This is a genomic window from Halomonas lysinitropha, assembly GCF_902500215.1.
Lineage (GTDB): Bacteria > Pseudomonadota > Gammaproteobacteria > Pseudomonadales > Halomonadaceae > Halomonas > Halomonas lysinitropha.
This window is the reverse complement of sequence record NZ_CABVOU010000043.1, coordinates 81,529-100,418: the sequence shown is the minus strand read 5'-3', so window position 1 is coordinate 100,418 and position 18,890 is coordinate 81,529. Positions and strand designations below refer to the sequence as shown.

The 18,890-nt window shown below is 64.1% G+C and carries 20 protein-coding genes, 6 tRNA genes and 2 pseudogenes; 8 read left to right on the top strand and 20 right to left on the bottom strand.

Going from position 1 to position 18,890, the window contains the following annotated elements:
* Positions 1 to 95 precede the first annotated feature (95 nt).
* Positions 96 to 851 carry a SapC family protein gene (locus HALO32_RS15495; RefSeq protein ID WP_151444797.1) on the bottom strand — a complete coding sequence of 252 codons (756 nt, stop codon included), beginning with the start codon at positions 849 to 851 and terminating at the stop codon, positions 96 to 98.
* Positions 852 to 1,072: 221 nt separating this feature from the next.
* Here HALO32_RS15495 and HALO32_RS15490 point away from each other — a divergent pair.
* Positions 1,073 to 1,231, top strand: a pseudogene (locus HALO32_RS15490) (transposase); the annotation flags it as partial.
* A 19-nt stretch (positions 1,232 to 1,250) separates the two neighbouring features.
* On the opposite strand, the pseudogene HALO32_RS15485 reads toward HALO32_RS15490, so the two are convergent.
* Positions 1,251 to 1,590 (bottom strand): annotated as a pseudogene (locus tag HALO32_RS15485) (helix-turn-helix domain-containing protein); the annotation flags it as partial.
* Positions 1,591 to 1,727: 137 nt separating this feature from the next.
* Between HALO32_RS15485 and HALO32_RS15480 the strand changes: the two are divergent.
* Entirely contained in the window at positions 1,728 to 2,141 is a 414-nt protein-coding gene (locus HALO32_RS15480; RefSeq protein WP_151444796.1) for a hypothetical protein, read from the top strand.
* Positions 2,142 to 2,308: 167 nt separating this feature from the next.
* Here HALO32_RS15480 and HALO32_RS18170 read toward each other — a convergent pair whose 3' ends face one another.
* The 14 genes from HALO32_RS18170 to HALO32_RS15415 form a co-directional block, all read right to left on the bottom strand.
* Positions 2,309 to 2,797 (bottom strand): transposase, encoded by a 489-nt coding sequence (locus HALO32_RS18170; protein WP_233279923.1) that lies wholly within the window; start codon positions 2,795 to 2,797, stop codon positions 2,309 to 2,311.
* Positions 2,758 to 2,937: a helix-turn-helix domain-containing protein gene (locus HALO32_RS18165; protein WP_233279922.1), complete on the bottom strand. Its 180-nt coding sequence runs from the start codon at positions 2,935 to 2,937 to the stop codon at positions 2,758 to 2,760. The genes HALO32_RS18170 and HALO32_RS18165 overlap by 40 nt, the downstream gene beginning before the upstream one ends.
* Before the next feature lie 797 nt (positions 2,938 to 3,734).
* Positions 3,735 to 3,822 (bottom strand) — tRNA-Ser (locus HALO32_RS15470).
* Positions 3,823 to 3,970: 148 nt separating this feature from the next.
* Positions 3,971 to 4,474, bottom strand: a complete 504-nt coding sequence (locus HALO32_RS15465; protein WP_151444795.1) for a YiiD C-terminal domain-containing protein — start codon at positions 4,472 to 4,474, stop codon at positions 3,971 to 3,973.
* Positions 4,475 to 4,504: 30 nt separating this feature from the next.
* A complete protein-coding gene (locus HALO32_RS15460; RefSeq protein WP_192576529.1) occupies positions 4,505 to 5,068 on the bottom strand; it encodes a DUF2799 domain-containing protein in 564 nt (187 codons plus the stop codon).
* A gap of 81 nt (positions 5,069 to 5,149) precedes the next feature.
* Complete coding sequence (locus HALO32_RS15455; protein WP_151444793.1) at positions 5,150 to 5,710, bottom strand: nitroreductase family protein; 561 nt, start codon at positions 5,708 to 5,710, stop codon at positions 5,150 to 5,152.
* Between the two features lie 43 nt (positions 5,711 to 5,753).
* Positions 5,754 to 6,590 (bottom strand): NADPH-dependent 7-cyano-7-deazaguanine reductase QueF, encoded by an 837-nt coding sequence (gene queF, locus HALO32_RS15450; protein ID WP_151444792.1) that lies wholly within the window; start codon positions 6,588 to 6,590, stop codon positions 5,754 to 5,756.
* 1 nt (position 6,591) lies between these two features.
* On the bottom strand, positions 6,592 to 7,365 hold the full coding sequence (locus tag HALO32_RS15445; RefSeq protein WP_151444791.1) for an ABC transporter permease: 774 nt from the start codon (positions 7,363 to 7,365) through the stop codon (positions 6,592 to 6,594).
* Positions 7,362 to 8,324 (bottom strand): ABC transporter ATP-binding protein, encoded by a 963-nt coding sequence (locus HALO32_RS15440; protein WP_151444790.1) that lies wholly within the window; start codon positions 8,322 to 8,324, stop codon positions 7,362 to 7,364. Before HALO32_RS15440 ends, HALO32_RS15445 begins: the two co-directional genes overlap by 4 nt.
* A 136-nt stretch (positions 8,325 to 8,460) precedes the next feature.
* Positions 8,461 to 8,536, bottom strand: a tRNA-Glu gene (locus HALO32_RS15435).
* Positions 8,537 to 8,648: 112 nt separating this feature from the next.
* Positions 8,649 to 8,723: transfer RNA gene (locus HALO32_RS15430), tRNA-Gly, on the bottom strand.
* Between the two features lie 24 nt (positions 8,724 to 8,747).
* Positions 8,748 to 8,823: transfer RNA gene (locus HALO32_RS15425), tRNA-Glu, on the bottom strand.
* Between the two features lie 18 nt (positions 8,824 to 8,841).
* Positions 8,842 to 8,916 (bottom strand) — tRNA-Gly (locus HALO32_RS15420).
* Between the two features lie 23 nt (positions 8,917 to 8,939).
* Positions 8,940 to 9,015, bottom strand: a tRNA-Glu gene (locus tag HALO32_RS15415).
* Between the two features lie 191 nt (positions 9,016 to 9,206).
* Between HALO32_RS15415 and msrB the strand changes: the two genes are divergently transcribed.
* The 4 genes from msrB to htpX all read left to right on the top strand — a co-directional run bounded on the left by msrB (position 9,207) and on the right by htpX (position 12,989).
* The gene (msrB, locus tag HALO32_RS15410; RefSeq protein ID WP_151444789.1) at positions 9,207 to 9,608 is read left to right on the top strand and encodes a peptide-methionine (R)-S-oxide reductase MsrB; all 402 of its coding nucleotides are present in this window, start codon (positions 9,207 to 9,209) and stop codon (positions 9,606 to 9,608) included.
* A gap of 90 nt (positions 9,609 to 9,698) precedes the next feature.
* Positions 9,699 to 10,664 (top strand): ribosome biogenesis GTPase YlqF, encoded by a 966-nt coding sequence (ylqF, locus tag HALO32_RS15405; protein ID WP_151444788.1) that lies wholly within the window; start codon positions 9,699 to 9,701, stop codon positions 10,662 to 10,664.
* Between the two features lie 74 nt (positions 10,665 to 10,738).
* Positions 10,739 to 11,968, top strand: coding sequence for a pyridoxal phosphate-dependent aminotransferase (locus tag HALO32_RS15400; protein WP_151444787.1), 1,230 nt, complete (start codon positions 10,739 to 10,741; stop codon positions 11,966 to 11,968).
* Between the two features lie 121 nt (positions 11,969 to 12,089).
* Positions 12,090 to 12,989, top strand: a complete 900-nt coding sequence (htpX, locus tag HALO32_RS15395; protein ID WP_151444786.1) for a protease HtpX — start codon at positions 12,090 to 12,092, stop codon at positions 12,987 to 12,989.
* A gap of 120 nt (positions 12,990 to 13,109) precedes the next feature.
* Here the strand turns inward: htpX and pdxB are convergent, their stop codons facing one another.
* Positions 13,110 to 14,267 carry a 4-phosphoerythronate dehydrogenase PdxB gene (gene pdxB / locus HALO32_RS15390; protein WP_151444785.1) on the bottom strand — a complete coding sequence of 386 codons (1,158 nt, stop codon included), beginning with the start codon at positions 14,265 to 14,267 and terminating at the stop codon, positions 13,110 to 13,112.
* A 117-nt stretch (positions 14,268 to 14,384) separates the two neighbouring features.
* Here pdxB and HALO32_RS15385 point away from each other — a divergent pair, with 117 nt between their 5' ends.
* Positions 14,385 to 14,663 carry a hypothetical protein gene (locus HALO32_RS15385; RefSeq protein WP_151444784.1) on the top strand — a complete coding sequence of 93 codons (279 nt, stop codon included), beginning with the start codon at positions 14,385 to 14,387 and terminating at the stop codon, positions 14,661 to 14,663.
* Positions 14,664 to 14,702: 39 nt separating this feature from the next.
* Here HALO32_RS15385 and HALO32_RS15380 read toward each other — a convergent pair whose 3' ends face one another.
* Both HALO32_RS15380 and rlmKL read right to left on the bottom strand, forming a co-directional pair.
* Complete coding sequence (locus HALO32_RS15380; RefSeq protein ID WP_151444783.1) at positions 14,703 to 15,050, bottom strand: glutaredoxin family protein; 348 nt, start codon at positions 15,048 to 15,050, stop codon at positions 14,703 to 14,705.
* Between the two features lie 19 nt (positions 15,051 to 15,069).
* Positions 15,070 to 17,259 carry a bifunctional 23S rRNA (guanine(2069)-N(7))-methyltransferase RlmK/23S rRNA (guanine(2445)-N(2))-methyltransferase RlmL gene (gene rlmKL / locus HALO32_RS15375; protein ID WP_151444782.1) on the bottom strand — a complete coding sequence of 730 codons (2,190 nt, stop codon included), beginning with the start codon at positions 17,257 to 17,259 and terminating at the stop codon, positions 15,070 to 15,072.
* A gap of 262 nt (positions 17,260 to 17,521) precedes the next feature.
* On the opposite strand from rlmKL, the gene rmf reads away from it, so the two are divergent.
* Positions 17,522 to 17,728, top strand: a complete 207-nt coding sequence (rmf, locus tag HALO32_RS15370) for a ribosome modulation factor (protein ID WP_082042631.1) — start codon at positions 17,522 to 17,524, stop codon at positions 17,726 to 17,728.
* Positions 17,729 to 17,792: 64 nt separating this feature from the next.
* On the opposite strand, the gene HALO32_RS15365 is transcribed toward rmf, so the two are convergent.
* The gene (locus tag HALO32_RS15365) at positions 17,793 to 18,824 is read right to left on the bottom strand and encodes a quinone-dependent dihydroorotate dehydrogenase (protein WP_151444781.1); all 1,032 of its coding nucleotides are present in this window, start codon (positions 18,822 to 18,824) and stop codon (positions 17,793 to 17,795) included.
* Positions 18,825 to 18,890: the final 66 nt, after the last annotated feature.

Sequence of the window (18,890 nt, the reverse complement as noted above, 5' to 3'; positions counted from 1 at the left end):
CATGGTCACGCCGGGTTGGGACGATCCAAGAATTTAGGATGAGTTGCTGCAGCAGCAGGTGCACGGCCCAGGTCGAGGAGGAAAGCGGCGACCGCTCAGGCGTCTGCTGACAATGCCGCCTGCCGGTGAACGAGTTCCGACCAGCTAGAGACCGACATCAGATGCGCATGGATGGGCGCCAGCCAACCGCGGCGGCGCCATTCGAGAAACGTATCATCCGACAGCTCATCAAGCAGCGTCTCGTCGACGATCTGGAAATTCGCCAGCCTGGCACGGACCGCACCGCTGGACTTGATGGTCGCATGCTCCTCGCGCAGCAGCCCCGCCTCGGCCAGGGCCGCGGCAAACTCCTGCGCAGCACTGAAATCCGCGTCCAGCCGGGCACAGAAATCAAAGGCGCGGTGCGCCATGTCAGAGGGTTTGCCGTCCTCGAATAGCGGACGCGCGCCACCTTGCTCGATGAGGTCGGACTCCATGTCGGCCGCAAGCGCCAGACGCTCAGGACCATTCGGCACTGCCACGAACGGATAGCGACGCAGGAAGGCGGGAACATACAAGTTCTGCGCCCATGCCCCCTTCTCGGTGACAAAGAGATTGCCCTCATTCTCTGCCAGGCCAAGCACGATGATCGGCCGCGGCGCATCAGGCCCGGCGAACACGATTGGATAATGACGCTGGCACAGCACCATCTCGCTGAGCGAAGCGGGTACACTCACGATTTTGCGGGCGAAGTCGAAACTGCCCTGCGCCACCAGTCCGAGATCTCCATGTCGCTGCAGACTCACGACCTCAGTGTGTCGGTAAAGGCGCGGCGATTCCCCACCTTCATGTTTGGGCATCATCTCAGTCATTTGCCCTCTCCCCGAGTGAACGTGGCGTGACTTGCGTGAGAAATGTTATGGCACGACAGGGACCCACCCGTCTATACCGCGGTCACCCCCGGTGTACGCAGAGATCCAAAGGGGGCGCATGCTTCATCTATCGACGGGCTTCACCGTTGTTACGACGATGCCGTAGTTGAAGTTGACCCGATTCGGTTGACACCCGACCCTTTGAGGGGGAGGAGTCCACCATGCCCAAGTCCCGTGCCCCTTACCCTGCCGAATTCCGGCAGCAGATCGTCGAATTGACGCGTGGAGGTCGAACCCCGGAAGAACTGGCCAAGGAATTCGAGCCCACCGATCAGACTATTCACAACTGGGTGAAGCAGGCCGAGCGTGATACGGGGCGTCGCCATGATGGCCCTACCAGTCTTCCTGAAAGCGGGCATGCAAGGAGCGGAGCTGATAGGGCTGTTCGGCGACAAGTGCCTACAGTCGTTGGGGGTCGTTGTCATCCAAGACCGGCATGCGGCCACTGCGCGGCTTGTCGATCAGCCCATGGAGCCCCACCGCTTCCCACTGTTTAAGCCATCGAGATGCGGCATCACGGCGGACCTGCAAGATCTCACTGATCTGGCCGATGGTATGGACTTGATCACTCAGCAAGATGGCATGCGCACGTTGGCGTAGGGCGCGCTTCTCACCATGGTCCATGGTGATAGACGGAAGACAGTGTCTGCTGCTTGAATTCAGGGTTTGCCAAATCCATTTCGGACGATCCAACTCTAAAAAATAATTACCTCCCTCCCTGCTATTGGGTGTTAAATCAATAGGCGTGAACAGTTCATGGATGAATTAAAAAAGCGATGGTTAAAAATGATGTGCTAAATTGAAAAGGTAACAATCATGAAAAAACTAATACATGGTTTTATCGTTTTTCTGGCCCTGACCATGGCAGAAGATGTTCTCGCCGAAGCCCCCACTCGTGCACTGGACAAGAGTTCTCCAAAACTGATGGAGCGGGCAAACCAGAGCGAACAGATACGAACCCGGAAAACTCTCAGGGCTCGTGACTTCGAGCGTCTGGTGGCGCAGCCAAGCCGCGATGGCAAACCGATCCCTGGCGCCTCAAGCAGTTTGAGGCCGGTTGATCAGATGCCCCCTCCGGGCCAGGCATACGAAATCGAGGACTGTGGCGAAGGGCTTGTCTGTTGTTCCTACACCGGAAGTGCTTCCACCTGCAACTTGTTCATGTATCTATGTGCAAGTCACGGCGGCCAGGCAACAGGTGATCCTAATGAAGCAGTGTGTAAATTCTGAGTCTTACCGCAGAATCCACGCATAAGCTTATGGAAAAGCCGGGCATGGAATGCCCAGCTTTTATATCACGACTTTTCCATGAATTCAGGAGTGAGAGACTCCCTTGCGAGGCCACGGCGTGTTCGCCTGAACAGCTAAGCGAATAGCGCGGTTAGGCGAGCCCACCCTCAATCCCCATGCCCCAGGACGGCAGCACCATCGGCAACGCCAGGTTCTCCAGGCGCTCTCTGCCGGGGCCGGGGAGGTGTACAAGGCCGATTGCATGCGGGTACGTGACACGCTCTTGGCGAAAGGCGTACTGCGCAAGGGGCGTGGCCGCTGGGGTTGATCCGTATCAGCGCTTGTTGGCGACGCTCTATCTCGTGGACCTCGTCCAGCGCCTTGGTGAAGGTCTGCACGATATAAAACCAGCCGGTTGTGACCTCGGCGCTGGGCAGGTGCTCGACCACGCCACTGAGAAAGGCCTGAGACATGTCGCAGACCACTTCGACGACGTTGTCTGGGTCACCACCCTGCGCGGTCAGAGAGGCGCTGAAGGTGTCGATGGTGGCCTTGCCATGACCGGGGATAGCGAAGATCACCGACTCCTGCTTGCGCTGCATGTCGAGAAACACCGTCACATAGCGGTGGCCGCGCCGAGAGGCCGTTTCATCCAAGCCGACGCCTCGACCTTGGACAGGTCCAACTGACCCAACATCCGTGCCACATAGTGGTGCACGATGCGCCATAGGCACGTGTCGGAGATCCCCAACTGCCGAGAGACGGCCAGCACCGGCATCTCCTTGACCAGCGACATGGCGGCCTGCTCGAACAGCAGGGTGAAGTCGCTGCCCGGTCGTGCCCAGGGTACCTCGATGCGCTTGACGCCATGCTCGGGGCACTTGGTGCGGGGGACGCGGGCATAAAGGTAACAGTGGTGCTGGAAGCTGGAAGAAGTTCAAGTGCCGCCACATCTTGTCGGCAAAGTCGTGGGCAGGCCTTGCCGCACTCCGAGCAAGGGTAGAGGCTGCCTCGCTCGGCTTCTACATAGAGATCCAGCCGGTGGGGCGACACGGACGTATCCAGGTACTGTTCCTTGAGAATCCAGGGCGCTTCCAGGCCCAGGCCGAGGGTCAGAATCTGGGTGCCGTCCATGCCATACCTATTGTCCATGTAGAGGTCATATCCTGGCCTAGCTCAGGAGGCGAATTCCACTCCCAACGACGAAGAGCCCCAATCGACAAAGAATATGACTGTCATATTTGAGAATATTGAGCGGACCTCCCGGGAGGAGTGCTCCAAGTAGCGGTCCGCAGTCTCACCCTTGATGACCTCGATCTAGGTGCTGCTATCCAGGCACTGAAGGGCATAGAAGACGAAATTGATCCCTGGGCCAAGGGTCGGCTACAGCCGAGGAGTGACAGGGCAGCAATGACGTTGCCGAAGGCAAGGCTGGCATCTGCCGCCAGCCCGCTGCCACAGATGGCGAAGGATGGCACAAGGGGGCTGAATGACGCGGTCCCCATTACAAAAACGACTGGGGGACTGAGTGGGGGGACTGGGATGATCAGAAAAAGAAAAAGCCGCTGAAATCAGCGGCTTAATCGATATTCGTGGCGGAGGGGGAGGGATTCGAACCCTCGAAGCCTTTCGGCTTACGCACTTTCCAGGCGCGCTCCTTCGACCACTCGGACACCCCTCCACATTGTGATTCTCGATTCGAAAGCAGATCCGGACCTTGTCGGCACGATGGGCTTTCTCCTCCAGAACGGCGCCCTTTTCTCTTCAGGACGGCGAGTATGCTAACGGCTTAAGTGCGCGACTGCAAGCCGGTTTTCCTCATCGCCGGCTCAACCGGCGGGCAGCACGGCATAGTCGCCGCGGGCTTCAAGACAAAGGATATCGCCGCACCAGAGTCGCTGCACCAGAGGGATCCGCCCCTTGTCACGAAGTTCGAGACGCTCCGCCAGCCTCGCGGTGGCATCCTCGGTAGCAGGCACGCAGACCAGACGGTAGTCACCGGTCACCGGGGCCAGGAATCGCTGGGTGGCCTCGGCCACCACCACGTCGCGGGTCAGCCCGTGACGGCGCAGCCATAGGGTGGTCCAGCACCAGCCCAGCAGTGTGGTCTGGGCCGCGAGCGCCCCGCCGAAGCCGGTACCCTTGTCGTTCAGGCTGGGCGTAAGCGACAGCGTCCAGGTCAGGGAGTCGCCATCGCGACTCATCTCGCGGATGCCCAACGCAGGGACCATGGGGATCGCTTCACCTAGCCAGGAAAGGAACTGGTGCGGATCGTCCTCCTGGCCGGGAGCGGGCAGTGGCAATCGCGGGTGGGAAATACCGATCTCTCGCATGGTTCGGCTCCAGGCATGGTGGGGTCGGTGCTATTGGGCACGCAGGCGGCCGTAGCGCCCGTGATACCCCTCGAGCTGCAGCAGTTCCTGCTGGCGGAAACGATAGTCGCGATAGAGGCTTCTCAGTTCGTGGTAGAGCGCCTGGCGTTTGTCGTTGGCGACTTCCTCGTCGTCCAGTCGATGCTCGACGCGCTGGATCCGGCGCTCGACGTCCTCCAGCGCGCTCTCCGCCTCGTGGATGACCAGGCCCTGGCGGTAGCTCTCCAAGAAGTTGCCCTCGAGCAGTGCCGGGCAGACACCCTGGTAGGTTGCCCCGCGACGCCCCTGCCGATAGGCATTGGCCGGGGTACAGTAGTCGAACAATCCCCACTCCCTGCCCCGATAGTAAGCCTCGGCATCAGGCCGGATGCCATAGTCGGCACAGGCCTTGGCGTGCTCGAAGAGCCGGGCGCGCGGCTGGCCCTGCGAGCCATCGATTCGGCCAAGCTCCTGCCAGTTGGCGGTGCGGCATTCGCCCTCCGACAGGCTAGCGCAGCCAGAGAGGATCAGGGCAAGCAGGATGAGGAAGGGGATCAGGAGGTAGCGATGGATCATGGCAAGCGTCCAGGCAGGCGTGCTCCACATGGAAGAGTGGCACCCAGTATGGCAGGCGCCTGCAGAGGGATCACCAATCGCTCAGTCCCAGCGCTCCACGTAGTCGTCGATGTCATGGTTCGGTAGCGGCTTATGGCGCCCGCCCGGCGTTCCGAGGTAGAGGAAGGCGACCACTTCGTCGTTTTCGGCAAGCCCCAGTCCCTTGTGCACCGTGGGATCGAAGGCGTACTTGCCGCTGCGCCACATGGCGCCGAGCCCTTGGGCATGGGCGGCGAGTAGGATGCCGTGGGCCGCGCAGCCGGCGGAGATCACCTGCTCGATCTTCGGCACCTTGGGGATGTCGGGCGTGACCTTGGCGATCACCGCAATGATCATCGGCGCACGCCGCGGCTTCTTGCGCGCGGCATCGAGGGCCGCGTCGCCCACGTGGGGATCCTCCCGGAACTCCGCCTCGGCGAACAGCTCGCCGAGCCGCGAGAGCCCCTCGCCGGAGAACTCGATGAAGCGCCAGGGGCGCAGCTCCTTGTGATCCGGCGCACGCAGGGCCGCCCGGTAGATCACCTCCAGCTGCTCGGGGCTCGGCGGCGGCCCCATCAGCTTGCCCATGGAGCTGCGTTCATGCAGCAGCGTCATCGCATCCATGTTGTTCTCCTGTTCTGGTCCAGTCGGCACTCTACCCAAGCGGCTACTGGCGCGCCAGCCGCAGCGGCTCGGGCGGCCGCTCACCGGGGGTGGCACGCCAGGGACTGATATCCAGCCCGCCGCGCCGCACGTAGCGCGCCATCACCAGCAGGCGTTCCGGGCGAGCCCGCGCCATCAGATCCATGAAGATGTGCTCCACGCAGTGCTCATGGAAATCCTGGTGCTGGCGATAGCCGATCAGATAGCGCAAGAGCCCCTCACGATCGAGTCGCGGCCCCCGGTAGCGGATCAGCACGCTGCCCCAGTCGGGCTGGCCGGTGACCGGACAGTTGGACTTGAGCAGGTGGGAGTGCAGCGTCTCCTCGACGACCTCCTCCTCCACCGTCAGGTGGTCTGCGTTGGGCGTGTAGTCGCTGACCTCGATATCCAGGCCGTCCAGGCACTCGCCCGGCAGTGACGTCACCGTCAGCGCCGAGTCGTCCACGCCGAGCAGCTCGACGGCGACCGGCTCACCGGCGGCCTCTGCCAGGTCGTGCTCCAGGATATCGATGACCGCCTGCCGACTCTCGACGCTCGTCTGGTTGAAGCTATTGAGGTAGAGCTTCCAGGACTTCGACTCGATCAGGTTCGGCGAGTCCGCCGGCAGGCGAAAACGCGCCACGGCAACGATGGGCTTGCCCCGTGCATTGAGCCAGGAGAGTTCGAAGGCGTGCCACTCGTCCTCGCCGACAAAGGGCAAGGCGCCCTCCTCGATGCCCAGCGGCGCGCGGTTGGCGGCGCGAGGAATGGAAAAGAGCAGCCCGGCATCGTAGCGCTCCGGATAGGCGGCCTCGCGCCCCAGGGGCGCGTGCTCGAGGGTATCGGGTCGGTGATGCGCCATGTCAGCTCCTGATGCCCTTGCCGTGCTCCAGCATCCACAGGGCCACCGCGAAGAGCACGGTGATGAAGGCCAGTATGGCGGCCAGCGCCCAGCCCACGGGAATGTCGGAGACACCGAGGAAACCGTAGCGGAAGACATTGACCATGTAGAGGATGGGGTTGAGCATCGACACGCCCTGCCAGAACGCCGGCAGCAACGAGATGGAGTAGAAGACCCCACCGAGATAGGTCAGCGGCGTGAGCACGAAGGTCGGAACGATGGAGATGTCATCGAACTTCTTGCCTAGCAGGGCGTTGATGAAGCCGCCGATGGCGAACAGCGCCGCGGTGAGAACCACCACGAACACCGTCAAAAACGGGTGCGCCACCTCGAGGCGGGTGAAGAACAGCGAAACCCCGGTGACGATCAGCCCCACGCCGAGGCCGCGGGCCATACCGCCCAGCACGAAGCCGGTGAGGATCACCCAGTTCGGCATCGGCGAGACCATCATCTCTTCGATGGAGCGCTGGAACTTGTTGGAAAAGAAGGATGATGCCACGTTGGAGTACGTGTTGGTGATCACCGCCATCATGATCAGCCCGGGGACGATGAAGTCCATGTAGCTGTAGCCGTCCATCTCGCCGATCCGCGAGCCGATCAGGTTGCCGAAGATGATGAAATACATCGTCATGGTGATCGACGGCGGCAGCAGGGTCTGCGGCCAGATCCGCGTGAAGCGCTTGACCTCCTTGTGCACCAGGGTCCAGAGGGCGATGGCGATCTGCGTCGGGTTCATGCGCGTGCCTCCGCTGCCTCGGCGGCCGCCTTGTCGCTGTTGCCCTGCTCCACCATGGAGACGAACATCTCCTCGAGCCGGTTAGCGCGGTTGCGCATCGACATGACCTCCAGCCCCTGGGCGCTGAGCGCCTCGAAGACATCATTGAGGCGCTGGCCGCGGTGCACCACCACCGCCAGTTGGGCGGCATCAACCCGGCTCACCTCAAAGCCCGCCACCTCGGGGGCAGCCTCGATGGGGTGCGCCAGGTCGAGCAGGAAGGTCTCGGTATCCAGCTCGGCGAGCAGGTCACGCACGCTGGTGTTCCGGATGATTTCGCCGTGGTTGATGATCCCGACGTTGCGACACAGGCTCTCTGCCTCCTCCAGGTAGTGGGTAGTGAGGATGATGGTGGTGCCCTCGTCGCGATTGATGCGCCGCATGTACTCCCACATGCTGCGGCGCAGCTCGATATCCACACCGGCGGTGGGCTCGTCGAGGATCAGCAGCCGGGGCCGGTGCATCAGGGCTCGGGCGATCATCAGGCGTCGCTTCATGCCACCGGAGAGCATCCGCGCGCTGCCGTTGCGCTTGTCCCACAGGCCCAGGTCGCGCAGCAGCTCCTCGGCCCTAGGCAGTGCCTCGCGCCGCGACATGCCGTAGTAGCCGGCCTGGGCCAACACGATGTCGATGACCTTCTCGAACTGGTTGAAGTTGAATTCCTGGGGCACCACGCCGAGATGGTACTTGGCACGGGCGAAGTCCCGATCGATGTCGATGCCGAAGATCGAGACCTGGCCCGCCGTCTTCTGCACCAGCGAGCAGACCACACCCAGGGTGGTCGACTTGCCGGCGCCATTGGGGCCCAGCAGGGCGTAGAAGTCGCCCTCGGCGACGTCGAGGTCGATGCCCTTGAGGGCGTGGAAACCATTGCCGTAGACCTTGGTCAGGCCACGGATGGAGAGTGCCGGTTCGGCCATGAGCGATCCAGTAGAAAGGAGGAGTCTCTATGAAGAGCACGAATGATGGCGATGCCAAGGAGTAACTTCAAGTCGCCACCACGGGAGGGATGGCCCCGGGGGAACAGCAGAGGGGTGCGAGAGTGATGCGAAAGGGTGGCGTCCCATAGGGGGTTCGAACCCCTGTTACCGCCGTGAAAGGGCGGTGTCCTAGGCCACTAGACGAATGGGACACAAAGGAGGGGCGATATGGAGCGGGAAACGAGATTCGACGGGGCTGCCACCAGCCGGGCTGGCGATCCAGATCGTGACCCGAGCCTTGGCTCGATACCGCAATTTCGGTTTTGGAGCGGGAAACGAGATTCGAACTCGCGACCCTCGCCTTGGCAAGGCGATGCTCTACCACTGAGCTATTCCCGCAGGTCTCGCATTGCTATACGGAAGTGGCGTCCCATAGGGGGTTCGAACCCCTGTTACCGCCGTGAAAGGGCGGTGTCCTGGACCACTAGACGAATGGGACGCATAAGCTGTTGCAGCTTGGAGCGGGAAACGAGATTCGAACTCGCGACCCTCGCCTTGGCAAGGCGATGCTCTACCACTGAGCTATTCCCGCACTCCGGTACCTGATGAGTCGAGTGGCGTCCCATAGGGGGTTCGAACCCCTGTTACCGCCGTGAAAGGGCGGTGTCCTGGACCACTAGACGAATGGGACGCAATGGCTCGTCTCGTCGAGGTGCGGCGAATATTACCCAGCACCCGGGAAGCTGTCAAGCCTCTCTCCCTCGGCGTTGATATCGCGTGACCAATGCTGCTTCGCGGCTGGAAACACCCACCCGAGTTGATGTCAGAATAGGGGCTACACGCGCCGGGCCCGCACCCGGCTCCAGGACGAGGAGAGAGGCCATGCGCAGCAAGATCCAGAAGAGCGATGCCGAATGGCAGCAGCAGCTGACGCCCGAGCAGTACCGTGTTACCCGCCAGAAAGGCACCGAGCCGCCTTTCAGCGGCCACTACCACGTGAGCGATGAGCATGGCATCTATCACTGCGTGTGCTGCAACGCCCCGCTGTTCGAGAACGAGCACAAGTTCGAGGCCGGCTGCGGCTGGCCCAGCTTCGATCGTCCCTTCACCCCGGGCTGCGTAACGGAGCAGACCGATTCCAGCCAGGGTATGCAGCGCACCGAAGTCACCTGCGCGCGCTGCGATGCCCATCTGGGCCATGTATTCCCGGATGGCCCCCAGGAGACCACCGGGCTTCGCTACTGCATCAATTCGGTAGCGATCCAGTTCCACGCCGGGGAGTAGTCTCTGCCCGTGACCGCCCTCCCCTGAGACGGCCGCCCATCTGCTATGATGGGCGGCCATTTTCCTTCAAGCGCATGCAGGAGAGGCTCGATGCTCGGCTGGTACCCGGGACACATGAACAAGGCGCGCCGGCAGATCCTGGAGGCGCTGCCGGAGATCGACGTGGTGATCGAGGTGCTCGACGCCCGCCTGCCCTACTCCAGCGCCAATCCCATGCTGGCCGAGCTGACCCGCCACAAGCCGGTCTTGAAGATCCTGTCGCGGGCCGACCTCGCCGACCCCGAGCGAACCCGGGAATGGGTCGGTTTCTTCGATGCCCAGGACGACATGCGCGCCCTGGCAGTGACCACCACCAACGCCCGGGAGCTCAAGCGCATCCCCAGGCTGTGCCACGAGCTGGCCGGCCAGGTACGCGCCGACCGCGACGTAAGGGTGATGGTCATGGGCATTCCCAACGTCGGCAAATCGACCCTGATCAACGGCCTCGCCGGGCGCAGCATCGCCAAGACCGGCAACGAGCCGGCGGTGACCAAGCGCCAGCAGAGGGTACGCATCGGAGGCCGTGTGGCGTTGACCGATACCCCCGGCGTGCTGTGGCCCAAGATCGAGGACCAGGCCAGCGCCCACCGCCTGGCCACAAGCGGAGCCATTCGCGATACCGCCATCGACTACGTGGAGGTCGCCGTGGTTGCCGCCGCCGAACTTGCCAGGCGCTACCCAGAGGCCCTCAAGGCGCGCTACAAGCTCAAGACCCTGCCCGAGTACGTACCTCATCCCGAGGCCGAAAAGGTTGAGGCCGACGGCCCGACAGGGACCGACCTGCTCGCCCTGACCGGGTTCGACGGCCATGCGATACTCGCCGAGATCGCCGGCAAGCGCGGCGGTCTGCGTCCTGGAGGCGAGGTCGACCTGCACCGCGGTGCCGAGGTGCTGCTCCACGAGCTGCGAGACGGCAAGCTGGGCCGTTTGACCCTGGAGACGCCGGCGGACATCCCGGCCGAGCCCGAACCGGACGCCGCCGACGCGGTTGGTGGCAACGGTGCCGAGCCCGCATAATCATCGGCAATACCCCCGAGACGACGCCCGCCCCGGCAGAGGCGGCACACCGACATCACTGGATCTCAGCGCCCATGGACACTCCCCCGATCAGGAAATCGCACAAGCTCGAGAACGTCTGCTATGACATCCGCGGCCCGGTGCTCGAACATGCCAAGCGGCTCGAAGAGGAAGGCCAGCGCGTCCTCAAGCTGAACATCGGCAACCCCGCGCCCTTCGGCTTCGAGGCGCCGGAAGAGATCCTCCAGGACGTGATGCGCAACCTGCCCACCGCTCAGGGCTACTGCGACTCCAAGGGGCTCTACTCGGCACGCAAGGCTATCATGCAGGAGTGCCAGCGCAAGGAGATACCCGGCGTCGGCATCGAGGACATCTACATCGGCAACGGCGTCTCCGAGCTGATCGTGATGGCCATGCAGGCGCTGCTCAACGACGGCGACGAGGTACTGATCCCGGCCCCCGACTACCCGCTGTGGACCGCGGCGGCCAACCTCTCGGGCGGCCACGCCGTGCATTACCTGTGCGACGAACAGGCCGACTGGGCGCCGGACATGGCCGACATCCGTGCCAAGGTTACCGCCCACACTCGAGCCATCGTGATCATCAATCCCAACAACCCCACCGGGGCCGTCTACCCGCCGGCGGTAGTGCGCGAGCTGCTGGAAGTCGCCCGGGAACACAACCTGGTGGTGTTTTCCGACGAGATCTACGACAAGATCCTCTACGACGGGGTCGAGCATGTCTCCACCGGGGCACTGGCTGGCGAGGACCAGCTGGTAGTGACCTTGAACGGGCTCTCCAAGAGCTACCGCTGCGCCGGCTTCCGCTCCGGCTGGATGATCTTCTCGGGGCACCTCGCCAAGCAGCGTGCGGCCGATTTCATCCAGGGGGTGACCATGCTCGCCTCGATGCGCCTGTGCGCCAATGTGCCGGCCCAGCATGCTATCCAGACCGCGCTGGGCGGCTACCAGTCGATCAACGACCTGATCCTGCCCGGCGGGCGCCTGCTCGCCCAGCGCGACATCACCGTCGAGAAGCTCAATGCCATCCCCGGGGTCAGCTGCACCCGGCCCAAGGGCGCCCTCTACGCCTTCCCGCGGCTCGACCCCAAGGTGTTCAACATCCAGGACGACCAGCAGCTGGTACTCGACCTGCTGCTGCAGGAGAAGATCCTGCTGGTGCAGGGCACGGCCTTCAACTGGCCCGACCCCGACCATGTGCGCATCGTCACCCTGCCCTGGGCTGACCAGCTCGAGGACGCCCTGGACCGCTTCGCCCGTTTCCTGTCGCGTTACCGCCAGTAGAGCGACGCCTGTCCTTTCTGCCCGCCGCTTGAAACCCGGCGGGCAAGACCGTATCTAAGCAACAGCTTCTGCACGCCGCTGATCGCGGCACCCCCTTCCCGACGACCGGAGTTTTCCGACAATGATGCGAATCCTGCTCTTTCTGGGCACCAACCTGGCGGTGATCGTGGTGGCCAGCATCACCCTGCGCCTGCTGGGACTGGAGTCCTATCTGCAGTCCCACGGCATGAACATGACCGGACTGCTGATCTTTTGCTTCATCTTCGGCATGGCCGGCTCGATGATCTCGCTGTTCATCTCCAAGTGGATGGCCAAGCGCAGTACTGGCACGGTGATCATCGAGACGCCGTCCAACGCCACCGAGAAGTGGCTGGTCGACACCGTGGCGGAGCTGGCCCGCGACGCCGGCATCAAGACGCCGGAGGTGGGCATCTTCCCGGCCCAGCAGTCCAACGCCTTCGCCACCGGCTGGAACAAGGACGACGCCCTGGTCGCGGTCTCCGCCGGCCTGCTCAACCGCATGCGCCCCGAGGAGGTGCGCGCGGTGCTGGCCCACGAGATCGGCCACGTCGCCAACGGCGACATGGTCACCCTGGCGCTGATCCAGGGGGTGCTCAACACCTTCGTGATGTTCTTTGCCCGCGTGGTGGCGCAGCTGGTCGACAGCTTTTTGCGGCGCGATGGCGAGGGGGGCCTGGGCTTCATGGGCTACTTTGCGGTGGTGATCGTCGCCGAGATCGTCTTCGGGTTGATCGCCTCGGCGATCGTCGCCTGGTTCTCGCGCTTCCGGGAGTACCGCGCCGACAGCGCCGGCGCCCATCTCGCTGGCAGCGGCGCCATGATCAATGCTCTGGCCCGCCTCAAGGCCGAGACCGAAATGCCGGACCAGATGCCGGATACCCTGCGCGCCATGGCGATCACCAAGGGCCAGACGCGCTCACTGATGGAGCGGTTCTTTGCCAGCCACCCGCCCCTCGACGACCGCATCCGTGCCCTCAAGGAAGCGGCCTATCGGCAGTAAGCGGCCAAGCGGCCAAGCGGCCAAGCGGCCAGCAAGCTAAATGCTGCCCTAGCAAAAGGAAACCCCCGAAAGTCGCAGCCTTCGGGGTTTGCCTGTCGCTCGGTGCTTATAGCTCGCCTTTCACCCCATCCTCACCCTGAAGCCTGCGCCTTTTAGCAAAGGTTCGAGCTCTCGGCTTCCCTCGCCCAGCTCGATCTCGAGGGTCGCGAACTCCCGACGCAGCGGATAGGACGCTCTGCAGGCATCGAAGCCTTTCGCCATACCCTGGCGACGGGCCTCGCGGTGCAGGCTGTCATGGTCGCGCCGTACATCGTAGACGGCGCGCAGGCAGAGGCGCAGCGCTTCCTCGGGGCCGAGGCCGGCGTCCAGGACCAGACGCCTGACCGGGGGCGGGGGGGCGAGGTTCGCAAGCGTCAGGCGCGCCGGCAGGCCGACCTGCTGGGCCAGGGCACGATAGATCCGGTGGCTGCCGCGCAGCTTGCCGTCCAGGCTGTAGCCGGCGACATGCGGCGTGGCGATGGCGGCGAGATCCGCCAGACCACTGTCGATGACGGGCTCGTGCTCCCACACATCGAGCACCGCGGTAACATCGCCCTGCCCCGCCAGCCGCTGTCGCAGTGCCTGGCCATCCACGCAGTCGCCGCGCCCGGCGTTAAGCAACACGCTCCCCGGGGCCAGAGCGGCGATGCGCTGGGCATCGAACAGGTGCCAGGTCGGGTGGGGGCCTTCGGTCACCAGCGGGGTATGCAGGCAGAGCACGTCGCATTCGTCGATCAGCGACTCCAGGTCCACGAAGCCGGCCAGCCCCTCCGCGCCTTCCGTCGCCACGCGGGGCGGGTCGCAGGCCAGGCAGTCGACGCCCATGGTCGAAAGGCGCTCGAGCAGGCGCCCACCCACGTTGCCCACGCCAACGATGCCCACGCGACGCTCACCCAGGCACCAGTCCTGTCGCTCGGCCAGGGTCGCCAGGCTGCCCAGCACATAGTCCACCACTGCCTCGGCGTTGCAGCCCGGGGCGCTGGCGAAGGCGATATCGCGCTCGGCCAGGGCCCGCTCGTCCACATGGTCGGTGCCGATGGTGCAGGTCCCGACGAAGCGCAGCCGTGAGGCATGGGCCAGCAGGGCTTCATCCACACGGGTGATAGAGCGAACCACCAGGGCGTCGGCCTCGCGCAGCGAGATGGCATCGATCTCGCGCCCCGGCAGGCGGACCACCTCGCCCAGTTCTCCGAAGCAGGCCTGGACAGCGGGCACGTTGGCATCGACGATGATTCTCATGACGGACTCCCGACTGGCTGGCGATTCAACTTGTCCAGTGTGCCCAAGCCCTTACAATACCGCCAACTACCCCTTGAGCGTCGCAGGACTATGGCGCCTTCTACCTCGGGAGCTGCCGTGATTATCCGCTGGGAAACCGACCACGACTATGTGCTGGTGCACGTCCATCAGGACATGTTCGGTGACTGGATCTTCAGCCGTGCCTGGGGGCAGATCGGCACCCAGTTCGGCGGCCTGAAGCACCGCCTGGCCGATGACCACGACCAGGCCATGATGTGGCTGGCCGACGAGACCACCATCCTGAGCTCCCGGGGCTTTCGCAAGGTGCTGGAGGTGGAGGACGAGAGCCAGCAAGGCCGGGAAGCCGTCACTCAGCTATCGCTGCTGGAGCCGTAAGCTGCAAGCTGCAGCTTGCCGCCTCCCGGCGAAGCCGGGTCAACCCAGATAACGCCGGCCGCCACGCATCACGGCACCCTTCGCCTCGCGTGGCTCGGCGTCGCCGGCCAGCTGACGTCGCAGCGTCTCCCACGCCGTCTCGTCCAGCCAGCCCCGGTCCGCCAGCCAGGCGGCCAGGCGGTCGGCTTCCATACCCCGATCCAGCTCTGCCCCTGCTTCGTCTACCAAAACGGGAATGCGCACTCCGTAGCGTGCGACCAGGCCATCGTCGTCGCTGATCTCGATCCTTTGCAGCCGGTACCGCGCATCGCACAAGGTCGCCAGCAGCGCCTCCAGCTGCTCGCAGAGATGGCAGCCCAGGGTAGTGTAGAGTCTCAGCTCGATCATGCGTCTTTCCTTTGACGTCTCATACGTCCTCCCGATGGCGAATCAGGAAGCAGTGGTGCAGGCCCGGGCGGCGCTGGAAATCAGGGTCAAAGGTCCTCGCCGAAATATCCTTCACATGGAACTTCTCGGCGAGGTCCTCATCCAGGGTGAAGCGCCGCTGGTTGTTGGAGAAGACCAGGGTTCCCCCCGGCGCCAGGCGCGCCATGGCCAGGCGCACCAGCCGACCTTGATCGCGCTGGACGTCCAGGGTATCGGCCATCTTCTTGGAGTTGGAGAAGGTCGGCGGGTCCAGGAAGATCAGGTCGAACTCGCCGCCGGCAGTCTCCAGCCAGCGCAGGCAGTCGTCGCGCACCAGCCGATGGCGCCCGGGGTCCAGCCGGTTCAGAGCGAAGTTGTCCCGGGCCCAATCCAGGTAGGTATTGGAGAGGTCGACGCTGACGCTCTCGCTGGCCCCGCCCTGCTCTCCGGCTCCCAGGGCCGCCTGAACTGTGGCCGCTCCGGTATAGCAGAAGAGGTTGAGGAAACGCTTGCCGGCAGCCATCTCGCCGAGCAGGCGCCGCACCGGGCGATGATCGAGGAAGAGGCCGGTATCCAGGTAGTCGCGAAGGTTGACCCACAGCCTGGCCCGGCCCTCGCACGCCTCGAAGCGCTCACCGCTGGCTCCCTGCTTGCGGTACTGTGCCTTGCCGCTCTGCCGCTCGCGGCGCTTGACCACGACCTTGCCGGGGTCGACGCCCAGCACGTCGGGAATCACCCCGAGTGCCTCGAACAGGCGCTTCTGGGCCTGAGCGGCATCGACGGATTTCGGGGCGGCATACTCCTGCACGTGCACGCGGTCACCGTAGAGATCGATGGCCAGGGCATACTCGGGCATGTCGGCGTCATAGAGCCGGTAGCAGCTCTCGCCGCTGCTCTTCAGCCACTTCTTCAGCCGCCGGCGGTTCTTCTCCAGGCGGTTGGCGAACATCTGCGCCCCCTCGGAGCGCATGGGGGCGGCCTCCCCGGAGGGCGAATCCTCCGCCTCGGGAATGGCCATCAGCAGCAGCTTGGCCTCAAGGGGGCCGTTGCGCAGCGAGTACTGCTTGTGCGCCCGCAACCCGACGCGATGCCCGAGGTCCGGGTTGGCGGTAAAGACCGCCAGCAGCCAGCCGGGAAAGGCCACCTTGACCCGCTCGCCGAGCTGGCCGTAGAGGCGCACCAGTTCGGGAAGCTCGCCAAGGCGCTCGCCGTAGGGCGGATTGGTCACCACCAGCCCGTGGGGGGTGTCGACCAGCCCTGCGGGGCGTTCAAGCCCGGCCAGGGAGGCGCCTTCGAGTTCGATCAGCGCCGGTACGCCGGCACGCATGGCGTTGGCCTTCGCCGCGGCCAGAGCCGGCGGGCTCTCGTCGAAGCCGAACAGCCGCGAGCGACATCGCTTGCGCCCGATGCTGGCCCGCGCCTCGGCCTCGCGGTGCAGTTCCCGCCAGCTGTGATCGTCATGGCCCGCCCAGCCGTGGAAGCCGAAGCGCTCCCTGGCCAGGCCCGGGGCAATATCGGCCGCCATCATGGCGGCCTCGATCAGCAGCGTGCCGGCACCGCACAGCGGATCGACCAGCGGCGCGCCCTCGCGAGCCAGCGCCGGCCAGCCGGCGCGTATCAGCAGGGCGGCGGCCAGATTCTCCTTGAGCGGCGCATGCCCGACGTCGCGACGGTAGCCACGGCGATGAAGGCTGTCACCCGAGAGGTCCACGCCCAGGATCAGCCGCCCACGATGCAGATGGGCATAGAGACGAAGATCCGGCTGCCGGGTATCGACGTCGGGGCGCGGCCGTCCCTCGGCGTGGAGACGGTCCACCACCCCATCCTTGACGGTCTGGGCACCGAAACGAGTGTGGCGTATCGCCTCGGCGCGGCCATGGAAATCCACCGCCAGGGTCGCCCCCGGGGCGAGATGGCGTCGCCAGTCAATGGCCGTGGCGGCAGCACGTAGCGCCTCGGGGGTCTCGACGCCTTCAGCTTGCGCCAGACAGAGCACCAGCCGGTTGGCCAGCCGCGACCACAGGCAGATGCGGTAAGCGCTCTCGAGGCTCGCGCGCAGGTGAACCCCGGCCACCGTGGTCTTGCCGGGCACGGCACCCAGTGCGGCAAGCTCGTCGGCCAGCAGCAACTCGATGCCTCGCGGGCAGGTGGCCAGGAAATCCAGTGAATCAGGACAGTGCAGTTCGGTCATGAAAGTTCCATCTGCGTGGTACCTGCCCGTGATGAGGGCGTGACGGACAGGTGAATGCCTTGTTACAAATCATCGGTCGACAAGTGGCGTCATCCTGGGCTATCAATGAGGGAGTAGCTACTGAATGACGCATGCCTTTTTGTCAGCGGGCGTTGAGTCGTCGTGCAGCACGATGTTGCTGCAGAGACCCATGTCGCCTAGGTAATATGAATCCGGTCTCACGACTGGTTATTCATCGGTACCTTCATCAAGAGGTAGTCCAATGAAACGACAGAAACGTGATCGCTTCCAGCGTGCCTATGTTCATGGGTACAAAGCGGGATTATCAGGTCGTTCCCGCGATGACTGTCCAAGTCAGGATATCAATCTACGCGAGTACTGGATGAGCGGTTGGCGTGAAGGTCGTGGGGATCAATGGTCCGGGATGACGGGAGTCTCCGGCATTCACAAGAACCCCATGGTGATGTGACTTCCTAATAGCCCGGGTCAGAGACCCATCGTCAGAGGTGATGACGAACATATCAAGCCCATGGTTACACCATGGGCTTTTTAGTGGTTGCCTGCAGCGCCCGGGCGCACTCCCCTACCAGCGCCGGCCCGCGAAAGATGAAGCCCGAATACAGCTGCACCAGGTCGGCGCCGGCCGCCACCTTGGTAACCGCCGCCTCGCCACTGTCGATACCGCCCACGCCGATGATCGGCATGTCGGGCAACCGGCTTCGCAGTTCGCGGATCACGGTGTTCGACGACTCGAACACAGGACGACCGGAGAGCCCACCCTGCTCGTCGGCATGCTCGAGCCCCGCCACCGCCTCGCGGGAGACCGTGGTGTTGGTGGCGATCACCGCGTCGATGGCATTGGACTCGAGGCTGCGTGCGACCAGACCGACCTCCTCCGGGCTCATGTCCGGTGCGATCTTGACCGCCAGGGGGACGCGGCGATCGGCCTCACGATCGAGCCGGCTGCCCTCTTCGCGCAGGGCACCGAGCAACGCATCCAGGTGCTCTCCGAACTGCAGATTGCGCAGCCCCGGCGTATTGGGCGAGGAGATGTTCACCGTGATGTAGTGCGCATGACCATGCACTTGGCGCAGGCAGGTCAGATAGTCGTCCACCGCCTGCTCGACCGGGGTAGTGAGGTTCTTGCCGATGTTGATGCCGATCACACCGTCATAGCGACTTGTTCGGACTCGGGCGATCAGGTGATCCACCCCGGCGTTGTTGAAGCCCATGCGGTTGATGATGGCGCCGGCTTCGGGCAGGCGGAACAGCCGCGGCCGTGGATTGCCCTCCTGGGGCCGCGGCGTCACGGTACCCACCTCGACGAAGCCGAAGCCCAGCGCCCCCAGGGCATCGAGATAGTCGGCGTTCTTGTCGAGTCCAGCGGCCAGACCGACCCGGTTGGGAAAGCGCAGCCCCATCAGCTCCACCGGATCCTCGACTCGGTCGCCGCCGATTCGCCCCGCCAGGCCAAGGCGATTGGCCATGTCGAGTCCCTTCAGGGCGACCCTGTGGGCGGTCTCGGCGTCCAGGCGAAACAGCAGCGAACGGGCGAGCGAATACATGGCGGCTCCGGACAAGGATGACGGACGGGCGCAGGAGTATAGCAGTGCCGAGAACGGGAAACGATG

Bases quoted from the DNA above. Each gene is read 5' to 3' on its own strand.
- HALO32_RS15495 (WP_151444797.1), bottom strand. From the start codon at position 851: ATGACTGAGATGATGCCCAAACATGAAGGTGGGGAATCGCCGCGCCTT.
- HALO32_RS15480 (WP_151444796.1), top strand. From the start codon at position 1,728: ATGAAAAAACTAATACATGGTTTTATCGTTTTTCTGGCCCTGACCATG.
- HALO32_RS18165 (WP_233279922.1), bottom strand. From the start codon at position 2,937: ATGTCGCTGGTCAAGGAGATGCCGGTGCTGGCCGTCTCTCGGCAGTTG.
- HALO32_RS15465 (WP_151444795.1), bottom strand. From the start codon at position 4,474: ATGCGAGAGATCGGTATTTCCCACCCGCGATTGCCACTGCCCGCTCCC.
- HALO32_RS15460 (WP_192576529.1), bottom strand. From the start codon at position 5,068: ATGATCCATCGCTACCTCCTGATCCCCTTCCTCATCCTGCTTGCCCTG.
- HALO32_RS15455 (WP_151444793.1), bottom strand. From the start codon at position 5,710: ATGGATGCGATGACGCTGCTGCATGAACGCAGCTCCATGGGCAAGCTG.
- queF (WP_151444792.1), bottom strand. From the start codon at position 6,590: ATGGCGCATCACCGACCCGATACCCTCGAGCACGCGCCCCTGGGGCGC.
- HALO32_RS15445 (WP_151444791.1), bottom strand. From the start codon at position 7,365: ATGAACCCGACGCAGATCGCCATCGCCCTCTGGACCCTGGTGCACAAG.
- HALO32_RS15440 (WP_151444790.1), bottom strand. From the start codon at position 8,324: ATGGCCGAACCGGCACTCTCCATCCGTGGCCTGACCAAGGTCTACGGC.
- msrB (WP_151444789.1), top strand. From the start codon at position 9,207: ATGCGCAGCAAGATCCAGAAGAGCGATGCCGAATGGCAGCAGCAGCTG.
- ylqF (WP_151444788.1), top strand. From the start codon at position 9,699: ATGCTCGGCTGGTACCCGGGACACATGAACAAGGCGCGCCGGCAGATC.
- HALO32_RS15400 (WP_151444787.1), top strand. From the start codon at position 10,739: ATGGACACTCCCCCGATCAGGAAATCGCACAAGCTCGAGAACGTCTGC.
- htpX (WP_151444786.1), top strand. From the start codon at position 12,090: ATGATGCGAATCCTGCTCTTTCTGGGCACCAACCTGGCGGTGATCGTG.
- pdxB (WP_151444785.1), bottom strand. From the start codon at position 14,267: ATGAGAATCATCGTCGATGCCAACGTGCCCGCTGTCCAGGCCTGCTTC.
- HALO32_RS15380 (WP_151444783.1), bottom strand. From the start codon at position 15,050: ATGATCGAGCTGAGACTCTACACTACCCTGGGCTGCCATCTCTGCGAG.
- rlmKL (WP_151444782.1), bottom strand. From the start codon at position 17,259: ATGACCGAACTGCACTGTCCTGATTCACTGGATTTCCTGGCCACCTGC.
- rmf (WP_082042631.1), top strand. From the start codon at position 17,522: ATGAAACGACAGAAACGTGATCGCTTCCAGCGTGCCTATGTTCATGGG.
- HALO32_RS15365 (WP_151444781.1), bottom strand. From the start codon at position 18,824: ATGTATTCGCTCGCCCGTTCGCTGCTGTTTCGCCTGGACGCCGAGACC.